The sequence below is a fragment of the Amycolatopsis vancoresmycina genome (assembly GCF_000716785.1).
Lineage (GTDB): Bacteria > Actinomycetota > Actinomycetes > Mycobacteriales > Pseudonocardiaceae > Amycolatopsis > Amycolatopsis vancoresmycina.
Window position 1 is genome coordinate 113637 of sequence record NZ_JNYY01000016.1, and the last position, 23141, is coordinate 136777.

General features: G+C 72.0%; 19 protein-coding genes and 1 pseudogene. 8 read left to right on the forward strand and 12 right to left on the reverse strand.

Annotation, left to right across the window (positions count from 1 at the left end):
- Positions 1–192: 192 nt before the first annotated feature.
- On the forward strand, positions 193–1035 hold the full coding sequence (locus OO60_RS32440; protein WP_004563133.1) for a hypothetical protein: 843 nt from the start codon (positions 193–195) through the stop codon (positions 1033–1035).
- Positions 1036–1282: 247 nt separating this feature from the next.
- Here the strand turns inward: OO60_RS32440 and OO60_RS32445 are convergent.
- Positions 1283–2455: pseudogene (locus OO60_RS32445) on the reverse strand (MFS transporter); the annotation flags it as partial.
- A 367-nt stretch (positions 2456–2822) separates the two neighbouring features.
- On the opposite strand from OO60_RS32445, the gene OO60_RS32450 reads away from it, so the two are divergent.
- Together OO60_RS32450 and OO60_RS32455 are read left to right on the forward strand one after the other, a co-directional pair.
- Positions 2823–6524 (forward strand): ACP S-malonyltransferase, encoded by a 3702-nt coding sequence (locus OO60_RS32450; protein ID WP_033262773.1) that lies wholly within the window; start codon positions 2823–2825, stop codon positions 6522–6524.
- Positions 6525–6527: 3 nt separating this feature from the next.
- Complete coding sequence (locus OO60_RS32455) at positions 6528–8003, forward strand: hypothetical protein (protein WP_004563138.1); 1476 nt, start codon at positions 6528–6530, stop codon at positions 8001–8003.
- A gap of 64 nt (positions 8004–8067) precedes the next feature.
- Here OO60_RS32455 and OO60_RS46675 read toward each other — a convergent pair whose 3' ends face one another.
- From OO60_RS46675 to OO60_RS32470, 4 genes are all read right to left on the reverse strand, one after another.
- Positions 8068–8247 carry a hypothetical protein gene (locus OO60_RS46675; protein WP_155849084.1) on the reverse strand — a complete coding sequence of 60 codons (180 nt, stop codon included), beginning with the start codon at positions 8245–8247 and terminating at the stop codon, positions 8068–8070.
- Positions 8248–8344: 97 nt separating this feature from the next.
- Entirely contained in the window at positions 8345–9004 is a 660-nt protein-coding gene (locus OO60_RS32460; protein ID WP_004563139.1) for a response regulator, read from the reverse strand.
- On the reverse strand, positions 9001–10065 hold the full coding sequence (locus tag OO60_RS32465; protein ID WP_033262774.1) for a sensor histidine kinase: 1065 nt from the start codon (positions 10063–10065) through the stop codon (positions 9001–9003). Before OO60_RS32465 ends, OO60_RS32460 begins: the two co-directional genes overlap by 4 nt.
- A gap of 12 nt (positions 10066–10077) precedes the next feature.
- Positions 10078–11055, reverse strand: coding sequence for a UbiA family prenyltransferase (locus OO60_RS32470; protein ID WP_081911288.1), 978 nt, complete (start codon positions 11053–11055; stop codon positions 10078–10080).
- A 280-nt stretch (positions 11056–11335) separates the two neighbouring features.
- Here OO60_RS32470 and OO60_RS32475 point away from each other — a divergent pair, with 280 nt between their 5' ends.
- Complete coding sequence (locus OO60_RS32475) at positions 11336–12265, forward strand: AfsR/SARP family transcriptional regulator (RefSeq protein WP_081655978.1); 930 nt, start codon at positions 11336–11338, stop codon at positions 12263–12265.
- A gap of 15 nt (positions 12266–12280) precedes the next feature.
- On the opposite strand, the gene OO60_RS32480 is transcribed toward OO60_RS32475, so the two are convergent.
- Positions 12281–15352: a glycoside hydrolase family 2 TIM barrel-domain containing protein gene (locus OO60_RS32480; protein WP_004558461.1), complete on the reverse strand. Its 3072-nt coding sequence runs from the start codon at positions 15350–15352 to the stop codon at positions 12281–12283.
- 153 nt (positions 15353–15505) lie between these two features.
- Between OO60_RS32480 and OO60_RS32485 the strand changes: the two genes are divergently transcribed.
- Both OO60_RS32485 and OO60_RS32490 read left to right on the forward strand, forming a co-directional pair.
- The gene (locus tag OO60_RS32485; protein WP_033262775.1) at positions 15506–16291 is read left to right on the forward strand and encodes an enoyl-CoA hydratase-related protein; all 786 of its coding nucleotides are present in this window, start codon (positions 15506–15508) and stop codon (positions 16289–16291) included.
- 30 nt (positions 16292–16321) lie between these two features.
- Entirely contained in the window at positions 16322–16834 is a 513-nt protein-coding gene (locus tag OO60_RS32490; RefSeq protein ID WP_004558463.1) for a dihydrofolate reductase family protein, read from the forward strand.
- 44 nt (positions 16835–16878) lie between these two features.
- Here the strand turns inward: OO60_RS32490 and OO60_RS32495 are convergent, their stop codons facing one another.
- Positions 16879–17649, reverse strand: coding sequence for an SDR family oxidoreductase (locus OO60_RS32495; protein ID WP_004558464.1), 771 nt, complete (start codon positions 17647–17649; stop codon positions 16879–16881).
- The gene (locus OO60_RS32500) at positions 17646–18398 is read right to left on the reverse strand and encodes an SDR family oxidoreductase (RefSeq protein WP_004558465.1); all 753 of its coding nucleotides are present in this window, start codon (positions 18396–18398) and stop codon (positions 17646–17648) included. The genes OO60_RS32495 and OO60_RS32500 overlap by 4 nt, the downstream gene beginning before the upstream one ends.
- Positions 18399–18571: 173 nt before the next feature.
- Between OO60_RS32500 and OO60_RS32505 the strand changes: the two genes are divergently transcribed.
- A complete protein-coding gene (locus OO60_RS32505) occupies positions 18572–19387 on the forward strand; it encodes an SCO4651 family lipoprotein (RefSeq protein ID WP_155848990.1) in 816 nt (271 codons plus the stop codon).
- 6 nt (positions 19388–19393) lie between these two features.
- Here the strand turns inward: OO60_RS32505 and OO60_RS32510 are convergent, their stop codons facing one another.
- Positions 19394–20356, reverse strand: a complete 963-nt coding sequence (locus OO60_RS32510; RefSeq protein ID WP_033262776.1) for a quinone oxidoreductase family protein — start codon at positions 20354–20356, stop codon at positions 19394–19396.
- 133 nt (positions 20357–20489) lie between these two features.
- Here OO60_RS32510 and OO60_RS32515 point away from each other — a divergent pair, with 133 nt between their 5' ends.
- Positions 20490–21098, forward strand: a complete 609-nt coding sequence (locus OO60_RS32515) for an SGNH/GDSL hydrolase family protein (protein WP_244885623.1) — start codon at positions 20490–20492, stop codon at positions 21096–21098.
- 4 nt (positions 21099–21102) lie between these two features.
- Here OO60_RS32515 and OO60_RS32520 read toward each other — a convergent pair whose 3' ends face one another.
- From OO60_RS32520 to OO60_RS32530, 3 genes are read right to left on the reverse strand one after another with little or no spacing between them, the layout of a single operon-like run.
- Positions 21103–21834 (reverse strand): metallophosphoesterase family protein, encoded by a 732-nt coding sequence (locus OO60_RS32520; RefSeq protein ID WP_003067422.1) that lies wholly within the window; start codon positions 21832–21834, stop codon positions 21103–21105.
- Positions 21831–22640 carry a nucleotidyltransferase family protein gene (locus OO60_RS32525; RefSeq protein WP_003067419.1) on the reverse strand — a complete coding sequence of 270 codons (810 nt, stop codon included), beginning with the start codon at positions 22638–22640 and terminating at the stop codon, positions 21831–21833. The genes OO60_RS32520 and OO60_RS32525 overlap by 4 nt, the downstream gene beginning before the upstream one ends.
- A gap of 41 nt (positions 22641–22681) precedes the next feature.
- Entirely contained in the window at positions 22682–23053 is a 372-nt protein-coding gene (locus OO60_RS32530; RefSeq protein WP_003067416.1) for an STAS domain-containing protein, read from the reverse strand.
- Positions 23054–23141: the final 88 nt, after the last annotated feature.

The window sequence follows — 23141 nt, forward strand, 5'->3', positions numbered from 1 at the left end:
CGTACCCCGGTTCGGAATGGTTCACATCTTCTTTTTCGCACCGGTCACACTGGACAAACCCCAGGTCCGCACGCCACCATGGGCGTCGGCGACCAGTTGGGTCCGCCCCATCAGATAACTCCGCCGTATCCCCCGAACACGGCGGAGTGCCCATATGTTCACGCTAACTCACGTACGAAAACGGAGTCATTCATGCCTGCTTCCGGTGGACGACACCGCCTCTCCCGGCGGACGAAGATCGCGACGGGTGCCTTCGCCCTCGCGATCGCAGGCGGGGCGCTGGCGGTCGCGACGACCTTCGGCGACCCCGGCGCCGCCAACGCCGCCTCGGGCGGTCAGGCGGCGGTCGGCCAGATCAGCTGTCCCGACGTGGCGAGCAAGCTCCCGGCCATCCCCGCCCAGGCGCAGGCCGAGGTGCAGCGCAACCTGGACCTGCTGAACACGCAGATCAACGAAGCCAACAACCGCCTCAAGACGACCGTCGGCCAAGGCGGCCCGAACTTCGTCCAGAACGCCATCCTCGGCCCGCTGGCGGACAAGCGGAAGTCGACGATCGACCGCATCGCCATCTCGATCGGGCGCCGCGCCGAGAAGCCGCAGGGCCTCGACGGCCTGGCCACCTGCTCGGTCGGCGGCGCGGGCGCCGCCGTTCCGGCACCGGCCCAGGGCACCGGCAACGGCGGCCAGAACAGCAACAACGGCCAGAACGGCACCAAGGGCACCAGCGGCAACACGGGCAACGCCGGGGTCGGCAAGATCTCCTGCCCCGACGTGGCGAGCAAGCTCCCGGCCATCCCCGCCCAGGCCCAGGCCGAGGTGCAGCGCAACCTCGAGCTGCTGAACACCCAGATCGACGAAGCCAACAACCGCCTGCAGACGACCGTCGGCCAGGGCGGCCCGAACTTCGTCCAGAACGCCATCCTCGGCCCGCTCGAGGACAAGCGCGTGGCGACGATCAACCGGATCGCCACCGCCATCGGCCGCACCGCGGCCAAGCCGCAGGGGCTCGACGCGCTCGCGCCCTGCAGCCGGTAACGCGCCAGGCCCGGCGAGGGGTGCGCCTCGCCGGGCCGCGGAACCCCGCCGGGCCGGACCCGTTCGCGGGATCCCCGCGGTCCCGGCGCCCTGCTAGTGCGGTGACCGGATACGTTCGCCGGGTTGCGCTGGAACCCTGGTGGTCTGCCATGGCTGGGCGGGGGGGGGGAGGGGGGGGTGAAAACACCCTTCCCCCCCCCCCCCCCCCCCCGGGGACCCTCCTGGTTCTCGCCCCCGTCGCCGTGAGCCGGCGGGGTGCCCCGGCGACCCGATCGCGGTGCCGTCGCGCCGCCGCCGTGCCGGCCGCCAAGACGGCGAGCCCCACGACGTTGACCGCGGCACCGACCCACAGCGGCGAGACGAACCCGAGCCCGGCGGCCAGCGCCAGCCCGCCCAGCCAGGCGCCGAGCGCGTTGCCGATGTTGAAGGCCGCGATGTTGGTGCCGGACGCCATCGTCGGCGCGTCGTCGGCGTACCGCATGATCCGCAGCTGCAGACCGGGGGCGGTGGCCAGGCCGACGGTGCCCATCAGGAACAGCGAGATCATCGTCAGGACCTGGCTGTGCGCGGTCAGCGCGAACACCACGAGCACCGCCGTGAGCAGGGCGAGGATCACGATCAGGGACTTGTCCAGCGCCCGGTCCGCCGCCTTGCCGCCGAGGAAGTTGCCGGCGAACATGCCGACCCCGAACAGCACCAGCAGCCACGGCACCGTGCTGGTGGCGAAGCCGCTGACCTCGGTCAGCGTGAAGGCGATGTAGGTGAACGCGCCGAACATGCCGCCGTAGGACAGCACGGTGATCGCCGCCGAGACCCAGACCTGGGGACGGCGGAACACCCCGAGCTCACCACGGACGCTGGTCCGGGCGACGGCCTCCGGCTGCGGCACCAGGACCCAGATGCCGATCATGGTGATGACACCGATGACCGTGATCGCCCAGAACGTCGAACGCCAGCCGAGCTGCTGGCCGAGCAGGGTGCCGAGCGGCACGCCGAGCACGTTGGCCACGGTCAGGCCACCGAACATCAGCGCGATGGCGCTGGCCTTCTTGTTTTCCGCGACCATCTCCGCGGCGACCACCGCGCCGACGCTGAAGAACGCGCCGTGGCACAGCGCCGCGATGATCCGGCCGAGCAGCATCACCGAATAGACCGGCGCGACGGCCGAGATCAGGTTGCCCGCGATGAACAGCACCATCAGCCCGAGCAGCACTTTCTTGCGGTCGAACCTGGTGATCGCCAGGGTGAGCGCGATGGCGCCGACCGCGACACTGAGCGCGTAACCCGAGACCAGGTATCCGGCCACCGGTTCGGTGACCCCGAAATCCGCCGCCACCTGGGGCAACAGACCCACGATCCCGAATTCGGTCAGCCCGATGCCGAAGCCTCCCAGCGCCAAGGCGAGAAGCCCGATAGGCATGACTCTACCCTCCATCCCATTTGCTCACTGCACAAACCTCGTGGGTGAATGACCTCATCAACAATCACCGTCCAGCGTAGGCGCACTGCCGAAACGGGCGCCGCCATCGTAGGTGGAATCATCACTACGACCTTCGTGACATCGCGAAAACCTTGGTGACACGCCCGGCCTGCCTCATCGGCTTCTCCGGCACCGAATCGCTTGAGCGCGGTGCCCGGCGCTCATACCGTCGATATCGAACACACATCACGTGCGCCATCGAACAGACATCGCCTGCGACGTCGTCACGCGCGACGCCGGGCCGGCGAGATACGGGGCAAACAGTCAGAGTTCCCCGTTTCCGCCATGGACAAACCCGGGAGACACCATGAGGTTGGTTCGTTCCTGTTCACGCTCGACCCCGGACCCGCGCGGAAACCACCCGCGGCCCGGGGTTCCGGGGCGCGTCGCGGGCGTCTTCCCCGGTCTCGGCAGCCGCGCCGCGTACCGGGATCTCGGCCGTCACCTGCTGGACTCCGGGAGCCCTGAGGTGCTCGGGATCTACCGGCAGGCCGCGCGGGCACTGGGTTTTCCCGACCGGCCGGACAAGCTCCTGCCGATTCCGGAGAACCTGCCGGCGGGAAAGCTGGCCCAGCAGGCCTTCATCGGAAGCGCGATCCTGGTGCACAGCCTGGCCCTGGAAGCCCACCTGCGGAACACGGCGGCCCGGAACGGGATCCACCTCGATTTCGTGGCTTACACCGGGGAAAGCTTCGGGATCATCACCTCCGCCGTGGCGAGCGGGGCGCTGTCCGTCGGTGACGGCGTCCAGATCGCGCGGGCTTTCACGCCGCTGATGCTGGTGGCCGCCGAGGGCGAGGTGCCCGACGAGCCGGTCGCCCGCGAAGTCGCCGTCCACCTCCCCGATTCGCTGCGCGGCCGCGGGCTGGTCCCCGAGCCGTTCCACGTCATCGCCCTGAACGGGGCCACCGAAGACCTCGTCGACGCGCTCGACGAGCTCGGCAGAAAGTTCCCGAAAGCGGATGTCGAGATCCACAAGCACTATTCGGACCGGCAGGCGAACGTCTACGTGCGGTCCGGCGTCAAGGCGGATTTCGACGCGTTCACCGCGGGACGGCCGGGAATCCGGTCGGAAGAGCTGAAGAAACCGACGAAATTCCTCGCCCACTCCGAGCGGATGAGCGGCGTGCGCGAGGCGCTCGACGGTTTCATGGCCGCGAACGGCATCGTGTTCGCCGACCCCGGCGTCCCGGTGGTCTCGAACCACGGTCCCGGCCTGCTCGGCACCGCCGAGGAGGTCCGGAACGGCATCCTCGCGATCACCGACGAGGTCATGGCGTCGCGGGAGACCGTGGCCACGCTCGGCGGCCTCCGGCCGGACCTGGTGGTCGAGCTGGGGCCGGGTGACAAGTCCGTGCGGCTGCTGCACGACAACGGCACCGCGGACCCCGTGACCGCCTACACCGGGACCGCGGGTGCGGCCGACCCGGTGCTCCGCGTGCTGAAGCTGGTGGACGACCTGCTGGCCGAGCTGGGCCGGCTGCGCGGCTCGGGGGACCGCCTGGCCGACCGGCAGCTCGGCACGCTGCGTGAGCTCTTCCGGCTGGCCTCGGCGGACTCCTTCGGCGAGCGGTACCTCCTGCGGGTCATGCGGCGCGTCATCACCGACGAGATGCTCCGCCCCGAGCGGGCCGCCGCACCGGCGTTCTACGAGCTCCTGGAGGTCTTCCAGCACACCTACCGGCATCGCGGCGACGTCGACACCGGCCGTGGCGAGCTGGTCCTGCGGGCGCGGCAGAAGAAGCAGCTCACCGGCGACCACCCGGGCCGGGTCCGCACCGAGCTCAGGATCGTCGACCGGACGGGTGACGTCGTCGACCGGGATGCCGGCACGGCCGGGCAGCCCGAGGTCGTGGTCGTCCACTTCGACGGGGGCACGGACCACGACCAGGCGGCCGTCGAGCGACGGCACACCCTGTTCCGGGCGCTCCGGCACGACCGGCCGGCGCTGTTCCGCCAGAACGACTGCTACCTCGAAGGCAGCGACCTCGCCGGCTGGCTGGCGGCGCTGGCGGCCGCCGGCGCGGCGCCGGTGGCCGACGTCGTGGCCCTCCACGAGCTGGCGCTGAGCGCGGACCCCGGGCTGGAAGCCGCGCTGGACGGGCTGGTCTCCTCGCTCGACCGCCCCGAGCTGCCCCTCGTCTCGCCGGAGGGCGTCCCGCTGTGGTCGGCGAAGGACCTCGCCGCTGCCACGCGTGCCGTCGTCCTCGACGGCGCTCTCGACGCCGGAGTCCGGCGGATCCGCCTCGACGGGAACTGCCTGATCCTCTCGCTCGGGTCCGCGCTCGACCCCGCCGGCTTGGACCTGGGGCCGCACCGCGCCGATGTCATCGGTGTGTCCTCGCCGTCCGGCAGCCCGGCGCTCGACGAGTTCGAGGACCAGTGCGTCCTGTCCATGACCGTGGAGAACGAGAAGGTGCTGCGCTACGCCCAGGGCCGCCGGGTGCTGACCGGCACGGTCAACGCCTACGTCGGCATCGGGGAACGCGTCCTGGGCTTCGGTGCCGGCGGCAGCGAGTCCATGACGATCTTCCTGCGGAAGGACGGCGAGGACCGGACCACCGTCCGCAAGATCCTGAGCGAGGCGCTGACCACGGTCGGCTGGAACCCGGACGGCCAGGGCGTGATGCTGCCGCCGTTCACCAAGGCGAAGAAGCAGGCGGAGTACCTGCAGGCCCTGCCCGAGCCGGTGCGCCGGTACTTCCCCGAGGTGTACGACATCGCCGAGCGGGTGATCCCGGCTCCGCGGGGGGACGGCACGGCCACCTGCAAGGAAGTCGTCTACGAGATGAGCTACGTCCCGGGCGTGGAGATCAGCCGGTTCGTCGAACGGAACTCGCCGCCCCCGGCCGTGGTCGCCCGCCTCTACGAGCAGGTCTTCCGGGTGCTGAACCGGAACGTGCACACCGTGAACCGCGTCCCCGCCCCGGGCGAGACCCTGGACATCTCCTACTTCCGCAAGATCGAGGACCGCCTGGCACTCTGCCGTCGCACGGCACCGCGCACCTTCTCCCCGGAGCTGCTCGACACCGAACGGATCGTCATCGACGGCGTCACCTACCTCAACGTGCCGGCGCTCCTGGCCCGGTTCCGGGCGCACCCGGAGTACCTCCGGATCCTGGAACCGCGGTTCCACTCCCTGGTGATGGGCGACACGAACACCGAGAACATCAAGATCGAGGACCCCGCGCCGCTGCTGCACGCCCAGCGGCTGATCGAAACGGGCGCCCCGCGCCGGGAGATCGACGCGGCGCTGGCGGCGATCACGGCGGAGTCGGTCGGGATCAAGTTCCTGGACCCGCGGGCCATCGGCTTCAAGAGCGACGGCGGCGACACCCGTGACGACGCCATGTACGACAACAAGCCCTGGCACAACTCCCTCGGCCACTACGACGAAATCCACTACGAGCAGTTCGCCCTGCGGGTCCGGACCGGCCCCGGACGGACGCCCCGGGTCGACATCGACTTCGCGGCGGAGAACCCGTACCGGAAGTCCTACCGGGTCCGGGACGTCGTGGCCAAGGGCGAAGCGGTCGACCCGGCGCAGCCGCGCGGGCTGGAGGACTACTTCGACTCCGTGATGACGGCCGTGCAGCGGGACGACCCGGAGTCCCAGCACCTCAAGGACCCCCACTGGGTCATCCGGCTCGTCTTCGTGATGGGCACCCATTTCGCGGCCATGCCGCCGTTCCACTTCCAGGCCGAGCTGGACGGGACGCTGACCGACACCCACCAGGTGCAGCGCCGGCCGGTGGCCATCTACTGCGAGGGCGTCAAGTGGCTGAACTGGGCGCTGGAAATGCTCACCGGGGACCGGACGGAGTTCCTCGGGGCGGCGGTGCCGGCGCCGGCCCACCTGGACCACACCCGGCGGCACCCGGGGCAGACCCCGCACCGCCGCGCGGTTCCCGGCCACCACACCCCGCGCACCCCGCAGCCGAGCACGCGGCCGGCGGCGGGTCCTCGGCACACCACCCGGCTGTCGCACACCCGAGAAAAGGAGAGCTGACCCATGGACAGTGCATCGCCGGTGCTGCCGGTGACCGGACTGGACGAGCTGACCACCGAGTCACGCATGATCGCGACGCCGTGGAGCCGCATGGTGCGCGGCATCGGGCTCGGCCAGTACCCCATCGACCACGACCCCGTCGCCGCCGAGCGGATCCGGCGCACGTTCGACCTGCTGGCGGTGAAGGTGCCGCCGACGCATTCGTACACGCGGTTCTCGCGGCTGCTGGCGGACCTGATCCTGAACGTGACGGACCCGGCCGTCGACTTCACCCGCGTCGACGTCGGTTCGGCGGCCGGCGACGTCGTGGACGCCGTGCGGTCGGAGGGGAACGCCTACTACCGCGTCACAGCGGGCTGCATCCTCATGGCCGCGTTCGCGAAACTCGGCCTGGACCGCAAGCTGCTGGTCAACGAGTGGCTGGACTTCCCCGCGGAGATCCTCGCCGCGACCGACCGGATCCGGCCGGACGGGATCAAGGACGAGAACAGCGGCCGGCACGGCGACTACGAGCGGCTTTCCGCCTACACCGCGGTGTTCCTCGCCTTCGGCCAGCTGGGCCTGGCGGACCGGCTGGTCACCGGCGAGCGCAACCACGTCCGCGAAGCGCTGGACCTCCTGGAGCGGATCCCCGCGCCCTTCTTCCGCGGGCGTGGCGGGTCCATGCTGCTCTCGGCGGTTTCGCTGCTGGGCTTCGACCAACACGTCTTCGATGGGCCGCGGGACTACCTGAAGGAGACGCTGGACCACCTCGACCGCGCCGACGAACTGGCCGTCCCGCCCGCCTTCCCGCAGCCGATGACCGCGGACTTCGGGAAGATCTACCCGCTGGTGACGATGCTGAACGCCATCGCGATGGCCGGCCGCCCCGAGTACCTGACCTACCGGAAGGACCGGCTGGCCGAGGCGAAGGACCTGCTGGGCCGGATCGACCCGGTGGAGCGGACCCACATGGCGCTGTACTACCTCGTGGCCCTGCACAACCTCGGCCGGCTGTCCGGCGAGGTGCCGGACCTGGACGCCTTCGTGGAAGACGTGCTGGGACAGTGGGACGAAGCCGATCCCGGCGCGAACTTCTTCCGCAACGGGATCGCCTACCCGTACATGATCGAAACGGCCATGCTGGCCGGGCGGCCCGACCTGATCACCGGCGAGGGCCTGGACCGGCTGGTGGGCTCCTACCCCGACCTGGACCGGACCGAACTGGACCGGGTCAACCGCCCCTACCCGTTCAGCTACGCGCTGAACATGCTGGGCGAGATCGGCGAAGCGGGACGGCTCTACGCGCCGTCGGCCCGGTACGGCGGCCGATCGGCCGTGGCCTGGGTCACGAGCCGGCTGTCCGAGGGTGGCCGCGCGGAAGGGAACCGGCTGTACATGCTGGACCACGCGCTGGTCAGCTACGCCCTCCGCCTGCGCGGCCGCCACAGCCCCGAGCCGGAGGTCTTCCGCAACTTCCGGTTCCGGCTCTCGAAGTGAGACACCGGAAGAGAATCCCCGGCCTCCTGTGGTGGCCGGGGATTCCGCGTACCTGGAGCGTCGGTCACCGGTGTATACCGGCGAAGGCGACTGAGTGCGCCAGTGGTGCGGGCGCCCGCTCGCACTCGGGGCGCCAGGTGCCCACGTGCACCCACTGCCGCCGCCACTGCAGCGTGGCCAGCACCGTCGACCGCGAACACCGCGGGCACGGCTGGGGCGTCGAATCGACCCACATCTCCGCCACGGGAAACCTCCAGTGCTATCGCTGGTTCTCGATACCTGGAGGATTCCGGCCCGGCGCTACGCCGCGGTTACGTGTCCGTCCTCAATGGACTTCCCGGTCAGTGGTCGATGGCTTCGATGAAGCCGGCCTGGACCGCCTTGTTGATCGCGTCGACCCGGGAGGCCGCGCCCAGCTTCCCGTAGATGTTGGTGAGGTGCCGTTTCACGGTGCCCTCGCTGATGAACAGGCGCGAGGCGACCTGGGCGTTGCTCATCGCCGCGGCGACCAGCCGGAGGACCTCCAGCTCCCGTTCGGACAACAGCGTTCGCTGCGCCTGCCGGCGCTCCAGCGACTCCATCGTCGCGCGCGGAACCGACAGCAGCACGTTGTCCTTGGAGCGGCTCACCGACCGGATCGCGGAGATGAGCTCGTCGCGGGCGATGCTCTTCACCAGGTACGCCGCCGCGCCGCTGTCCAGGAGGTCACGCACGACCGCGGGTGCGTCGTGCATGGTCAGGATGACCACGGCGGTGTCCGGGGACATCCGCCCGACCCGCTCGATCACCACCTTCGCGCTCGGGCCGGGCATTTCGACGTCGAGCAGCAGGATGTTCGGGCGGTGCCGCTGCACCAGCGTGACGGCCTCGTCCCCGTCGGCCGCCTCGCCGGTCACGGCGAACTCCGGGTCCGTGGTCAGCAGTTCGCACAGCCCCTGGCGGAACAGGGTGTGGTCGTCGGCGACGATGATGGTGACCTTCGGTTCGCGCGCCACGGTCATCGCCCGGCTCCGAGGTGCGCGACGGCGATGGAGATCGTGGTCCCGGTGTCCGGTGACGCGGTGATCGTGAACGTCCCGCCGAGGAGCTCGAGGCGCTCGCGCATGGAGGAGAGCCCGACACCCGACCGGGCGACCAGCGCGGCGGCGAGGTCGAACCCCTGCCCGTCGTCCCGCACCGAAGCGTGCACTTCCGCGTCGGTCACCGTCACGGTCACCTCCAGCGTGCGCGCGCTCGAATGCAGGACGGCGTTCCGGATGGCCTCGCGGAGCACGAGGTACAGCTCCTCGCACGCGTCGTCCGGCAGTTGCTCGTCACCGGTCACCGACACGGTCGTGTGAATGCTCGACGGGACCCGGGCGGCGACGTAGTCGTCGAGCGCCTTCGCGAGACCGCCGACCTCCACCGCGGATTCCCGCAGTTCCGTGGCGAGCCCCCGGATCAGGTCGAGGGCTTCGCGCAACGCGGTGCGGGCGGTGACGATCCGCGTCATCGCGCGCGCCGGGTCCGTGGCGGCATAGACCTCGTACAGGTCGAGGTCCTGCAGCACCACGCCGACCGAATGCGCCGCGCGGTCGTGCAGTTCCCGGCCGATCCGGCGCCGTTCGTCGCGGTGGGCGTGGTTCATCTTTTCGAGGAGGAAGCTCGCGTAGGACACCGCGCCGATCCCGACGCGGAGCATGATCGACTCCTGCAGCACACCGGCGGCGGTGCGCAGCCCGGTCTCCGGGTCGCCGTCGGCCCGGGTCCGGTCCAGGACGATCGGGAGGAGGACCTGGTACATCGTCACGGCAGCGTGCGCCGACTCGATCGGGTGAACTCCCCGGACGGCACGGCTGGCGCCGATCTCCACGCTGAGCCGCTCCCCCTCGCCCTGGGGCGGCACGGAACCGCCGAGCGCGGTCTCGATGTCGTCGAGCACGGATTCGGCCTGGCGCAGCAGCTGGGCGGTGGCTTCCGGGATATCGGCCAGCCGATTACCCGCCGCCTGCAGGTGGTCGCGGAACGAGAGCACCGCCGCGTGCCGGAGCTCGGCGGGAAACATCAAATTCTCTTCGGCCACGCGGGGATTGTCTCACAGCAGCGAAGCAACCCCAAGGCAGCCGAACAAAACGATGTGCGCGCAGTATTGCGTCACCATGAACACCCGATAAGGACGGCGTTCCGCGGACCGGGCACCGCGGCTCAACGGCGCGAGCACCGTGACAGAAAGCGCTACCGAACCGGCGAAGACGACCGCCGCGGCAGGAAGCACGCCGATCGCCTTGACGGCACAAAGAATGACGAACGTCCAGCCGACCGAGCTCGCCGCAATCGCCATCACCACACGGGCACGGCGACCACCGAGGAGGACCGGCAAGGTCCTTCGGCCCGCCAGCCGATCACCCTTGGCGTCGGCGAGATCCTTCGTCGAACCCCCCAGTCCCATCCAGAGGGACATCATGAGACCGAAGAGGAACATCGGCTCGCTGAGCGGTCCACCGCCGGCCGCCGACCAACCGGCCAGATAGGTCAGCATGCCCAGCGCGGTCACCGCCGCGACGAACCCGGCCAGGTTCGCCTTCAGCGGCCACGGCCCCAGCGAGTAGGCCCAGCCGACGCCGAGCATCGCCGCGGTCAGCAGCACCTGAAGCGGGGACACGACCGCCGCCAGGGCCAGCCCGGCCGCGGCCAGGCCCGCCACGATCCCGGTGGCCGACCGCTGGGGCAGGTCGCCGCGCGCGATCGGGCGCGCCGTGCCGTTGGCGCGGTCCTCGACGACGTCCGCCACCCCGTTCACCAGGTAGATCGCCCAGGTCGTGGCGAGCCAGCCGAGCCCGGCCGCCACGAGTTCGAGCCGGCCGGCCGCGCCGTGCGCACCGCCCGCCCCGCCGAGGGCCGCGCCCGCGGCGAACCGGAGCAGGAAAATGGCCTGGACCACCGGCCGCGCCTCCTGCCACCCGAGCCGCCACCGGCCGCGGAGCCGCCGCAGCCGGGACACCGGCGCGGACCGGGCCGGGTCGGCCCGGGGATCAATGTGGACCGGACTGCGCGAAAACACCGTTGTCGACATCGGTCACCTCCACCGGCCAGATGACCGGCAAAAAGCGCAGCCAACCGGAGATTGCGCTTTCTGCGCCACAACGGGCAGTGTGGGCATTGCCGGAGGTGGCGAAGCAATACGACGTTGGTGATACTCCACATCGACCATCGTCCTGAAACGGATCTCCCATGGTGCTTCGGTTCTTGAGCGGCCGATGACGAACGGCTAACGTCCGGACGGTGAGTTCGATTTGTTGTTCGCGTGCATTTGATCTACGTATGTGATCCATGATTTGATCGGGGCTGACGTCATGCGAGGAGACACGGGTTCAGGAGTTCCGGAAGTCCGGGGCGATCACGGTGATCACGGTCCGGCAGTCGCGGTCCGCTGCTTCGGCGCCTTCGAGGTGTACCTGGCCGGCGAGCCGGTGGTGTCCTGGAGCGCGGGCAAGGCCCGCAGCCTCTTCCAGTACCTGCTCGTGAACCGCGGCCGGGTGGTGCGGCGGGAAAAGCTCTTCGAGACGTTGTGGCCCGCTGCCGCGTGGTCGTCGGCGGCGAGCTCGCTGCGGGTGGCGGTGCACGCCGTCCGCCGGGCCCTCGAACCGGCGACCAGCGGCCGTCCGGTCGAGATCGGCAACCTCGCGCACGGTTACCGGCTCACCGCCACGGATCTGTGGCTGGACGTCGACGAGTTCGACAGCGCCCTGCGCGAAGCCCACGCCGCCGAGGCACGGGGTTCGCGAGCACGGGCCGTGGCCTGGTACCGGCGAGCCGCCCGCTTGTACACCGGCGACTTCCTGGCCGGGGAGACCGGGGACTGGGTCGTCGAGCAGCGGGAGTACTACCGCGCTCTGGCCCTCCACGCACTGGCCTCCCTGCGCGCCGACGCGCTGCGCCGGGACGACCACGCCGAGGTCGTCGGCCTGTGCCGCCGGATCCTGGACATCGACCCGTACCAGGAGGAGACGTACCAGACGCTGATGGTCCTGCACGCCCGGCGCGGCGAACTCGGCCAGGTGCGCAACTGGCACCGGATGTGCGTCCGGCGCCTGCGCGACGACCTGGACGTGCGGCCGACCGAGACCACGCGGCGCATCTTCGCCAGGGGTGTCCGGGGCGAGCTCCGCGCTTCCGCCCCCGCCACGGCCCGGACCGGCCGCGCGCGCCCCGGCACGGCACCGCGGCCGAGAAGCCGCCCCGGCGCACGGCCCGCGTCCTGGACCGCGGGACCACGTCGATGAACGGCTCCCGGCGGGTCAGCGGGCCAGCAGCGCGCTGATCCGCAGGAACCCCTTCGCCGTCATCGTCACCCGCACCTCCGTGGTGCCGACCGGATCGAAGGCGAACGACGTCGGGTCGTTCGCACCGGTCCCCCACGTGATCCGCAGGTTCCGCACCGGCTCGAAGCCACGAGCGGTGCGGTACGCGACTTCGGCCGCGACCGGCAGCGCCAGTTTCGCGTCCACGACGAAGTTCGCGGTCACGGCGCTGATCCGCTGGGCCGACGGCCAGGCCAGCGACACCCAGTCTTCGGCGCGCGGCCTGCTCACCGCGTTCAGCGTCGAAGTCGCCGGCTTGAGGTAGTAGTTGGACCAGCCGGTGGCCGGGTTCCCGTCCAGCATCGCCGACGGCAGCGTGTCCGGCGCGCCCGAGTAGCTCGCGTCCGCGGTCGAGACGACCGGGACCGCGGCCACCTCGGCCGCCCGCGCGCCCGGGCCGTTGCGCTGCCCGGAAGACGTGCCGGGCAAGGTGAGTTCGCCCGGTGCCAGGCCAGGAGCGCTCGCCGTGACGGTGATCGGCCCGCGGCCGCCGGTCGCGGCGATCACGGCGACGGCCAGCCCCTTGAACGCCGGGATCGTCGGCTGCTGGTAGCCCTGGGCGAGTTCCTGCCGTCCATTGTCGACACCGGCGACCCGGCCGGGCCCGGTGGCGGTGAACCGCAGCACCGGCCCGTCGGCGGGCACGACGACACCGTGGGCGTCCACGACGGACGCCGTCACGAACGTCATCGCCCCGGCCACCACACCGCCGCCGGGGGCATCGACGCTCAGCTTGACCGCGCGCGGCGGCCCGGCCGTGACGAGCTCGTCGCGCGCCACCTCGCGGCCGCCGGCCCGGGCGATCGCGGTCAGCGTGCCGGGTGCGAAGGGCACGGTCCAGGTCAGGTGCAGCTTGCCGGTGCCGCCGTTCGGGCTGGTGTAGCTGCCGGAGGGGGCGTGCTTGTCGTCGCCGGACGGCTCGCTCGTCTCCAGGTACGGCCGTCCGTCCACTGTGGTCTTGTGGTCGAACTTCTTCACCCCGAGGGACTTCCCGTTCAGCACCAGTTCGACGGTGTCCACAGTGGAGTAGACCCAGACCGCGACGGGCTCGCCGGGCCGGTGGTTCGTCCAGTCCATCGGGGTCAGGTGCACCATCGGCGCGGTCGTCCACTGGCTGCGGAACAGGTGGAAGGCGTCCTTGGGCAGGCCGGCGCTGTCGACCGCGCCGAAGAAGGACGTCTTGACCGGGAAGACGTCGTACGGTGTCGGCTCGCCGAGGTAGTCCTGCCCGGCCCAGAGGAACTGACCCTGGCAGTACTTCCGGTCGCGATCCTTCTTCAGCGAGTACTCGCCGCTGAGCGTCCACGACGCCAGGTTGTTGTCGTAGGACGACGTCGCCCGCTTGCCCGGGGTGTGGTTCTCGCCGGTGTTGAGCAGCTCCGGTTCCTGGTAGCACCCGCGCGTCGAGGTTTCCGACGACGTCTCCGACTCGAAGAAGAACTTGTCCGGGTACTGCCGGTGCAGCCCGTCGACGGACTCGGCGTTGTTGTAGTTGACGCCGAGGCCGTCGAGCTGCTTCAGGATGAGGTCCTGCGGCGAGCCCGGCGCGGGCACGCTGCGGTAGCGGTCGGTGCCCATGACGATCGGCCGGGTCGGATCGATCGCCCGGACGGCGGCGATCAGGCCCGCCGCGATCTCCGGGCCGCCCGCCATCGACGCGTCCGGCACCTCGTTGCCGATCGACCACAGCACGACCGCGGGCGAGTTCTTGGCCGCGTGCACCATTTCGGCGATGTCGCGGCCGCTCCACTCGTCGAAGTCGCGGTGGTAGTCGTACTCGAGCTTGCCGGTCCGCCAGCAGTCGAACGCCTCGACCATCATGACGATCCCGAGCCGTTCGCACACCGTCACCAGCTGCGGGTCCGGCGGGTTGTGCGCGGTCCGCAGCGCGTTCACGCCCATCGCGAGCATCAGCCGCATCTGGTGCTCCAGCGCGGCCGGGTCGATCACCGCGCCGAGCGCGCCCTGGCTGGCGTGCAGGTTGACCCCGCGCAGTTTCATCGGCACGCCGTTGAGCGAGAACCCGTTGTCCGGGTGGAATTCGGTGTGGCGGAAGCCGAAGTCCACAGTGGTCGTGTCGAGTACGCGCCCGGCCACGACGACGTCGGTGCGCAGCCGGTACAGCTTCGGTGCGCCGGTCGACCACAGCTGGGGACGCTCGACCTGCAGCCCGGACAACGTGGTCGCGGTCCGCCCGGCCGCGACCGCCGCGGCGACCGAGCCGGTCGCCACCACGCGGCCCGCCGGATCGGTGACCGTGGTGCGCACCTGCGCCGTCACCGCGGCACCGGACTCGTTCGCGACGTCCGTGGCGACCCGGACCGTGCCCCCGCCGGCGGCGATGTCCGGCGTGGTGACGAACGTGCCGTGCCGGGCCACGTGCACCGGCTCGGTCACCACCAGGCGGACCCGGCGGAAGATCCCGCTGCCGGAGTACCACCGGCTGCTGGGCAGGGGGTTGGTCGCGCGCACGGCGACGACGTTCGGCGTGCGCCCGTCGGTGTGCAGCCGCCCGGTGAGGTCGAAGGCGAACCCGGTGTAGGCGTACGGGTGGTGGCCGAGGAGTTCGCCGTTCAGGTACACGTGGGCGTCCGAGTAGACGCCGTCGAACTCCACCGACACGCGCTTGCCGTCGAGCGACGGCGGCAGCGTGAAGCTCTTGCGGTACCAGCCGAGGCCGCCGCGGAAGAAGCCGGAGCCGCTGTTCGTGCCCTGGTCCGTCGGCGGGAGCTCGATGCTCCAGTCGTGCGGGACGTCGACGAGCTGCCACGCCGAGTCGTCGAAGCCGGGCTTCGGCGCGTCGGCGAAGCGGCCGCCGGGATCGGTGACGCCGTCGGGGTTGGCCAGTGCGAACCGCCAGCCGGTCGTGAAATCGCTTTCCCGCGCCGCGGCCGGCTGCGTGAGCGCTTCAGCGGCCCGGGCGACCGGCGCGACCGCCGACACGGCGACCGCGGCGCCGGCACCGCCCAGGACGACCCGTCTGCGGAGACCACTCGGTTGTTCCGGCATCGGGCGAGCCCCTTCCAGCGCGGCGATGTGCGGGCGGAAAGCACTATGGCACAGAGGTTTCCGGACAATCAAAGGGTTCGATAATTTCGAACTCCGGACTCGACTTCAGCCCAAGCAACCGCTTAGTATGGAGCGGACCCCGAGGAGGCGGCGATGTCCACTGTGGATGGTGTGCGGTACGGGACGGACGGCGCGGTCGCGACGTGCACGTTCGACAAGCCGGACCGCAGCAACGCGATGGACGTCCCGATGCAGGCCCGCTACGGCGCCCTGCTGCGGCAGGCGGACGCGGACCCGGACGTCCGCGCGGTCGTCGTCACCGGGGCGGGCCGGGCCTTCTGCCCCGGCGCCGACCTGGGCCTGCTGGACACCATCGCGGCGGGTCCGCCGGTCGAGGGCGGCGAGAACTTCCGGGACGTGCTGGCGGCGGCGTCGGCAGGCGTCCCGGTGGTCGCGGCGATCAACGGCGGCTGCGCCGGCCTGGGGTTCGTCATCGCCTGTTCGGCCGACGTCCGGTTCGCGGCCGCGGGCGCGAAGTTCACCACCGCGTTCGCCCGGCGCGGCCTGATCGCCGAGTACGGCATCGCGAAGCTGCTCCCCGAGCTCGTCGGCCAGGGCCGGGCCCGGGACCTGCTGCTCTCCGGCCGGACGTTCACCGCGGAGCAGGCCCTGGACTACGGCCTGGTCCAGGAGGTCGTCCCGGCCGGTGAGCTGCAGCTGCGCGCGCACGCCTACGCGACGGAGCTGGCGACCCACAGCGCACCGCGGTCGATGGCGGTGATGAAGGAGCAGTTCGCGCGGGAGGCGTTGCTGCCGCTCGCCGAGGCGGCCCGCTCCGCCACGGAGCTGATGCTCGAGTCGTTCGGCCGCCCTGAGCTGGCCGAGGGCCTGGCCAGCTGGAACGAGCGCCGTCCGCCGAGGTTCCCGCCGCACCGATGAGTTTTCGCCGTCCCGGCCGTCGGTACCGGCATGGCCAAACTGCTCTACGCGTTCAGCTGCTCGATCGACGGTTTCATCGCCGGCCCGGGCGGAGACATGTCCTGGTTGACGCCCCACCTGCACCCCGACCCGGTGGTCGACGCCCTGATCCCCCGCATCGGCGCCCTGCTGGTGGGCCGCCGCACCTACGACGGCGACGACCCGCACCGCGGCGGCCCCGGCGAAGGCCAGGCGTTCGGGGGCGGCTGGGAGGGGCCGCAGTTCGTGCTCACCCACCGGGCGGCTCCGGCGGTTCCCGGCGTGAGCTTCGCCGGCGACCTGGCTTCGGCGGTGGCCGCGGCCAAGGCGGCCGCCGGGGACAAGTACGTCAACGTCCTCGGTGCCGACGTGGCCCGGCAGTGCCTGGACGCGGGTCTGCTCGACGAGATCCTCGCGCTGCCGGTCCCGGTGCTCCTCGGCGGCGGGGTCCGGATGTTCGACCGGCCGGGCCCGGCCGTCGAGCTCGAACCCCTCGCGGCGCACTGGTACCGCGTGCTCGGGTAGCCGGTGCGCGCCGCCGTCGCCGCGACGGCGGCGCGCACCCGGGCTCACAGCTCGCCGACGGCCTCTTCGACCTTGCGCTGCAGCTTGTTCATCCCGCCGAGCCAGCGGTCGGTTTCGGTGGCGCGCGCGGCGTAGTAGCCCGCGACCTCCGGGTGCGGCAGCACCAGGAACCGCTTCTCCTCGATCGCCTCGAACAGCGCGTCCGCGACCTGCTCCGGCTCGATCGCCGAGGCGCCCATCAGCAGCTGGCCGGCGGTGCCGGTGCTCTCCAGCATCGCCGTGCGCACGCCCTGCGGGCAGATCGCCTGCACCGTGATGCCGCGGTGGCGGTAGGTCGCGGACAGCCATTCCGCGAACGCCAGCGCGCCGTGCTTGGTCACCGAGTACGGCGCCGACCCGAGGCTGGTCAGCAGCCCGGCGGCGGACACCGTCGCGACGAAGTGCCCCTTGCCGCGCTCGAGCCACGCCGGCAGCAGCAGGTTGGCCGCGCGGACGTGGGACATGACGTTGACGTCCCAGGTGCGCGCCCACACCTCCTCGCCGCTCTCCGCGCCGCCGAAGGGCGCGATGCCCGCGTTCGCGCAGAAGACGTCGATCTCGCCGAGCGCCGAGCGGGCGCTGTCGATCAGCTTCGTGACGCCGTCCAGGCTCGCGACGTCGCCGGCGAACGCCGTCCCGCCGACTTCGGCGGCCACCTCCGCGGCCCGGTCGCCGTCGAGGTCGGCCACGACCACCCGGGCCCCGCCGGCGGCGAAGCGGCGGGCCAGCGCGGCCCCGATGCCGCCGCCACCCCCGGTGACGACGACGCCGGTCACAGGCCACCGCCCAGGGTCACGCCGCCGTCGAGGACGACCGTCTGGCCGGTGATCCAGCCCGCGTCGTCCGACAGCAGGAACGCCACGGCGCCCGCGATGTCGGACGGCACGCCGAGCCGCTTCATCGGGTACGCCGCGGCGACCTCCTCCTCGCGGCCCTCGTACAGCGCGGTCGCGAACTTCGTCTTGACCACGGCCGGGGCGACGGCGTTGACGCGGATCTTCGGCCCGAGCTCGGCGCCGAGCTCGACGGTCAGCCGGATCAGCGCGGCCTTGCTGACGCCGTACATGCCGATGCCCGGCGAAGCGCCGAGGCCGGCGACGGAGGCGACGTTGACGACGGCACCGCCGTGCTCCCCCATCCACGCGTCGCGGGCGCGCTTGGTCCAGCCCAGCGGCGCGAGCACGTTGACGGCGAGGATCTTCGCCGCGGCGGCGGGGTCGATGTCCAGGGCAGGGCCGTAGGCGGGGTTGATGCCGGTGTTGTTGACCAGGTAGTCCAGCCGCCCGAAGGTCTCGATCGTCTTGGCGACCGTCTCGTCCTGGTGGTCGGTGTCGTCGGCCTTGCCGGCCACGAACATGGCGACGTCGGGGCCCCCGAGCGAGCCGACCGCCTCCTCCAGCGCCTCCGGCTTGCGCGCGGTGAGGCACACCTTGGCGCCCCGCTCGACGAGCGTCTTCGCGATCCCGAGGCCGATGCCCCGGCTGGCCCCGGTGACGATCGCGACGCGATCCTTGAACGAGTTCACGGGTCTCCTTCGGCTGTGGTGCCCGGCACATACCAAGCAGTCGGTCAGGGGCCATTATGCGCGATGCGCCCCGGGTCTCAAGGCGGACACACGTCACACCCGCCGCCGGGATGATGTCCGGAACGTGACCTTTCCCCGATACCTTCCCCGGATCACGACACCGAGGGGGCCCCGTGCGCAGGACCGGCTTGTCGATCGCCACGGCCGCGCTGGTCCTGGCCGCCTGCGACCCCGGACCCGGCGGCACCCCGCCGACGGCCCCCGCGACGCTCACGGCTCCGGTCACCGACATCGCCCAGCTCGTCGCGGCCGCGCGCGCCGGCATCGCCGAAGCGCCGTCCGCCACCTTCGGCATGGCTGCCGTGCTCGGCACGGACACCAAGGAGTCCACCGGCTCGCTGAGCTTCGACGGCCGCACCAGCAGCCTCACGATGGTGGTCGACGGCAGCGAAGTCCGCGTGATCGGCCGGAAGACGTTCACCCACACGGCGTCCCTGCCCGGGAAGGAGTGGATCGGCACCGACCCGGACAGCACCGACCCGATCCTCCGGGCGGCCGGCGCCGCGGTCCCAGTGATCGTGAAGCTGCCCGACCTCGGCCGGGCCCTCGAGGAGATCGAACGGACCGGACGGCTCGTGTCGGCGGACCAGACGCGGCTCGAGGCCGGGCCGGTCAACCACTACGTCCTGGAGCTCGACGCCGCCAAGGCGCCCGAGCTGTTCCCCGAGTTCGCCGAGCCGCCGGTGGACGGCAAGCCGGCCAAGATCACCACCGCCAAGCTGCCCGCCGAACTGTGGCTGGACGCGGCGCGGCGGCCGGTGCGGTTCGCCGTCGACCTCACCGCCGGGGCCCCGGCCGGCGCGCACGGGGATCCCACGCTGCGGGCCACGACCGACTACCGCGACTGGGGCAAGCCGGTGGACATCCAGCCGCCGCCCGCCGACCAGGTCGTGGACCTCGGCGAGCTGATGAAGAAGATGGGGACCTGAGCGGCTTCACCGCACGCGGAGCACGAGCTTCCCGGTGGTCGAGCCCGATTCGAGGCGGTGGTGCGCCGTCACCGCGTCCGCCAGCGGCAGGGATTCGACGTCGACGCGCAGGGTGCCGTCCGCGACGGCCGCGACGGCGCGCCGCAGGGCCCGGCCCACGGTTTCCGGGGCGACGGCGGACAGCGCGGCGAGGTTGAAGCCGGCCACGGTCTTGTTCGTGAACCACAGCTCGTTGGCGGAGATGCCGGCGTCTTCGGCGCCCGAGGCGTTGCCCATGACCACCAGGCGGCCCATCGGCGCCAGCCGGTCGAGGCTCGCGCGCCGCGCCGCGCCGCCGACCATGTCCACCACGACGTCGAACTCGCCGGTGCGGCCGACCTCGTCGCGCAGCACGACGTCGTCGTAGCCGTACGCCCGCGCCGCGTCGATCTTCGCCTCGCTGCCGACGGTGCCGACCACCCGGCCGGCCCCGAGCAGCCGGGCGACCTGCCCGAGCTGGCTGCCCACCCCGCCGGCCGCGGCGTGCACCAGCACGCGCTCGCCGCGCTTCAGCCCGGCCACCAGCTCCAGCACGAGGAAGGCGGTGGTGCTGTTGGACGGCACCGCGGCCGCCACCGCGGGGTCGATCCCGCCCAGCGGGGCGACGAGGCCGGCGGCGGTGGTGACGACCTCGGCGTAGCCGCCGCTCGCCACGATCGTCAGCGCGGCCACCGGCTCCCCCACGGCCAGGCCGGTCACGCCTTCGCCCAGCGCGCGGACCCGCCCGGAGACCTCGATGCCGGGGACGAACGGGAGCGGGACGTCCACCACGCCCTGCCGGTAGAGGATTTCGGCGAAGTTGGCGCCGGCGTGGCCGACGTCGATCGAGACCTCGCCCGGTCCGGGCTCGGGGACCGCCACGGACGCGAGCCGCAGGACCTCGGCCGGCCCGAACTCGGGGATGGTCACGGCCTTCATGCTGTTCGTCATGCGGCCAGCCTGCGGCGGCCGCGGGGGCCGGACCAGGCCCGGCCCGGCCTGGGTCTGCCAGGACCAGGCTCGGCGCGGCACCACGAACGGCCCCGCGGGAAACAACGGCCGCCCCGCCACGTTGTACCCGGTGATGACCGCACCACTCCGGCTCTGCATCCTCGGCGACTCGCTGGCGGCGGGTGTCGGCAGCACCCGCGAGGCCGACACCCTCGGCCCCCGGCTCGCCCGGCGCCTGCGCGACGCGGGCCACGCCCTCCACCTCCGGGTCCACGGCGTGCCCGGAGCCCGCTCGGCCGATCTGGACCGCCAGGTCGGCGTGGCCCTCGGCGGCGGCGTGGACCTGGCGCTGATCGTGATCGGCGCGAACGACCTGGCCGGGTTCGTCTCGCCCGCGGTCGGCGCCCGGCAGCTGCACGACGCCGTGGCGCGGCTCGTCCGGGCGGGCGCCCGGGTCATCGTGGTGCCGGCACCCGACCTGGGGATCGTCGCCCGGGTACCCGGGCCCTACCGGCAGCTGGTCTCGGCGGCCAGCGGCCACTACGCCCAGGCCCAGGCCGAAGCGGCCATCCGGGCCGGCGGCGCGGTGGCCGCGGCGGGCCCCGAACTCGCGGCCCGCTTCGCCGCGGAACCGGCGCTGTTCTCCGCCGACCGCTTCCACCCGTCGTCCGCCGGGTACGGCGTGATCGCCGACGGGCTGGCGCCGCACGTGCTGGCCGCGGCCGCGCAGCTCGCCGCCTGAGCCGTCAGCGGCGCGCGGACAGCTCCGCCGGGTGCAGCTCGTACAGCGCGTACGCCTTGCGGATCACCGGCTGGGCCACGTTCCGCACCCGCACCCCGCCCGGCGTCACGCCCTGCTCGCAGCCGAAGTGCGCGTGGCCGTGCAGCGCCAGGTCCGCGCCCACCTCGTCGATCGGCTCGCACAGCAGGTACGACCCCAGGAACGGGTGGATCTCCGGCGGCTCGCCGTGCAGCGTCCCGGGGATCGGCGCGTAGTGCGTCAACGCGACGACGACGTCCGTGTCCAGGCTTTGCAACGCTTTCCGCAACGCATCCGCCGACGCCATCGTGTGTTCGACGAAGTCCTTCATCTCGCGCTCGCCGAACCGGCTGGCGCACTTGCCCGCGAAGCCGCCGCCGAAGCCCTTGACGCCCGCGACGCCCAGGGAGCCGTCCGGCAGGTCGAACCGGACCGCGTCGCCCTCGAGCACCGCGACGCCCGTCTCGCGGAGCAGGTTCGCGATCGGCTCGGCGGCGTCGCTGTGGTGGTCGTGGTTGCCGAGCACCGCGGCGACCGGCACGCCGAGCCCGGCGATCTCCTCCGCCACCACGCGGGCTTCGTCGAGGGTGCCGTGCCGGGTGAGGTCTCCGGCCAGCAGCAGGACGTCGGCGGTGCCGGCGAGGTGTTCCAGGGCCGGCCGGAGCAGGCCACGGGAGTCTTCGCCCAGGTGCACGTCCCCGACCGCGGCGATCCTCATCGGCCGATCTCCTCCGCGCTCGCCGGTTCACGGACGTCCGCCACCCGGACGTCGTTGTGCACCAGCTCTCCGGTCAGGTACTCGCCGACCACGGCGTCCACCTCCGCCTTCCGCGCCGGGCAGGTGACTTCGCCGGTCAGGTGGACGTGCTCGCCCCGCACGGTCACGTGCACGCCGAGCTCGGCGGTGCGGGGGTCTTCGGCGAGGGCCCGGCTGAGCCGGGCGACGAGGTACTGCGGTGCTTCGGGCACGAGAGCCTCCTTCGGGTCGATCACGGCCAGGTCGCCGAGCAGCGCCAGGAACGCCCGGGCGTAGGGCGACGCCGACACCTGCACGGCGACGTCGGTCCAGTCGACCTGTTCGCGCAGGTCGCGGGCGATCCGCAGGAGCGGGGCGAAGTCGCAGCGGTGCGCGCTCAGCACGAGCAGCTTGTCCACCAGCAGGTCGGTACCGGAGACGACCGGCGCCGCGGTGGACCCGACCCGCATCAGCGCGGCCCGGTCGAGCAGTTCGTCGGTCACCGGGCGGTGGTTGGGGCCGTGGATCAGGTCCACGAGGATGTCGCCGTCGTAGACCTTCGTCAGCCAGTCCTCCGGCGGGTGCACGCGGCGCAGGCCGGCGGCGGTGAGCACCTCCGCGGCCCGGTCCGCGTCGCCGGGTTTGAGGAACAGGTCGACGTCGTGGTCGGACGGCGGGCCGCCCCTGGCGTACACGGCCAGTCCGCCGGCGACGGCGAACCGGATGCCCGTGCCGTCCAGCGCGGTCACGACGCGGGTCAGGCTCTGCAGCAGCGCCTCCGCTTCCATGGCCGGGGGTTACCCGCCCGCGGGGCGGCCCTAACCGCGGTTCACGCGGCCCGCTCCCGGATCCACGCGCGGGCGCCGTCGATCGTCCGGTGCAGCGCCAGCGTCTCGTCCAGCTGGGTGATCTGCAGGGCGCGCAGCACCGGGCGGCCGGCGGCGACCACCGCGAACGGCAGGCCCGCGGCCTCGGCGGCGGCCACGACCTCGGCGATGACCTGCAGGCCGGCGGAGCCGCAGAAGGTGACTCCGCCCAGGTCCACGATGAGCGCACCGGGTTCCCCGGCCAGCGCCGCCCGCGCGCCCGAGCGCAGCACCGGCGCGGTGCCGAGGTCCAGGTCGCCCTCCGCCGCGACGACGGCGGCTTCGGGCACGGTGCGAAGGTGCACCGTCAGCACGGGCGCCGGGTCGTCGGGCACGATGCCTCCTCTTCGTCGGATGCCCCCGACCCTAGAACGGTTGCATCGTTTTGTCATCGATTCGCCGGGTAACCGGGGAACGGACGAT